The following is a 1,374-nucleotide window of genomic DNA, read 5'->3' on the forward strand; positions in this document are numbered from 1 at the left end:
CGCCGGTCGCCCTCACGGGTGACGATCAACATGGTGACCCACTCCACGAGTGCATGCGGCAGGTCAAGTGCGGCAGGATGGACGACCACCGAGGCTCCCGAGCAACGTGATTGAGACGTCAGACATCTCGATCAACAGCCCGGGGGCCTCGCTCGTTGCGCTGCACGGGCCGTCACCGATCGGTGGCCACATCGAAGAAGCTCAGTGGTTGTAGCCTCGGGCAGGGTGCTACCACCTGTGACTAGATCTTGCTCTGCACCCAAAGGGCGCTTCGCCTCATACCCCATGGACAGATCATCCCCGAGTGACCCGGAACTGATCCGTCAGGCACCGTTGACGGGAGGGAATGGGTCGCCGACATGGGGCGCCACGACGACGATGCCGCCGGTCTCGTGGACGAGACCGACGACATCAAGGAGGTGGTCCGGCGAGCTCGGCAGTGCTGCTCTCAGCAGTGCCGCAGACCGCGCGCGCTCGGATCGGCGTCGAAGGAGGACGGTGTGTTGACCCAGTCCGCCGGGACGTAGCCCCACCCGTCGTAGCCAGGAGCGGTCCAGTCACCCTTGGTGTGGTACCAGGTGGTGTTGCCGCCGCCGTGCAGTCCACCGTAGGTCCAGCAGTCGAACCAGCTGAAGGTGGAATAGAGCTGCCCCGTTATGTTCGCTTCGTGATAGGCGCCCGAGCGCAGAATGGCGGGGGCTCCGTTCCCGCACCACAGTCGGCCGTCGCTCGCCCGAACTCCGCACTCGGCGCTGGCAGCGGCACTGGCCGAAGGGGCGGCGATCACACCGCCCGCCGTCAGGGCGAGGGCTGCCATCCAGAGGGAGAGATACTTCCTGGTCCTGGTCATCCACTGTCCTTTTCTCACTGGTCCCCCGCTTCAGCCGCCGTAGCGGTGCAGGGGACGCCCAGCCGGCGCCTCGAACTGTAGGGCGGACCCGGGACGTTGCGACCCTGACAGATGTCAGGGTCACGATCAGCTGCTGGCGCGCGCCATGGTCCCGCCAGGCCGCCTGGCCTGGGTCACTTAAGGGCTGATCAACTGGCTGCACGTGCCGCTGCCCTGTACGCGAACGGCAGGATCGGCGAGAAGCTGCTCTGAACTTTGACCCGGCCGGATCTCCTCGCGCCAGCGGCAGTCTCATCGTCCTCCAGGTCGCCCGCCTGAAGTCCTGGCGGATCTTCCGCAGGTCCCGCTGCAGCCCCAACCGCATGACGTCAATCGCCAAGGCCGTCCTCACCCTGGAGCTGCAACGCTGAAGAAGCTCACTGATCCGGTAAGGTTCCGCGCTGCCGTAGTCGAGGGTCTGCACCTCACAACAGCGATCGAACCGCCGCTATGCGGGGCGGAGAACAGGATCAATCTCTGCCAGG

At 65.7% G+C, this 1,374-nt stretch carries 1 protein-coding gene and 2 pseudogenes; 1 reads left to right on the forward strand and 2 read right to left on the reverse strand.

Translation table 11 applies throughout. The features are described from left to right. Positions 1-89 (reverse strand): annotated as a pseudogene (locus ACZ60E_RS45715) (IS5/IS1182 family transposase); the annotation flags it as partial. Positions 90-448: 359 nt separating this feature from the next. After that, complete coding sequence (locus ACZ60E_RS45720; protein WP_225890818.1) at positions 449-850, reverse strand: hypothetical protein; 402 nt, start codon at positions 848-850, stop codon at positions 449-451. 305 nt (positions 851-1,155) lie between these two features. Here ACZ60E_RS45720 and ACZ60E_RS45725 point away from each other — a divergent pair. Further along, positions 1,156-1,260: pseudogene (locus ACZ60E_RS45725) on the forward strand (IS5/IS1182 family transposase); the annotation flags it as partial. Between the last annotated feature and the right edge of the window lie 114 nt (positions 1,261-1,374).

This window comes from Streptomyces sp. NPDC102514 (assembly GCF_055584525.1).

Bases quoted from the DNA above. Each gene is read 5' to 3' on its own strand.
- ACZ60E_RS45720 (WP_225890818.1), bottom strand. From the start codon at position 850: ATGACCAGGACCAGGAAGTATCTCTCCCTCTGGATGGCAGCCCTCGCC.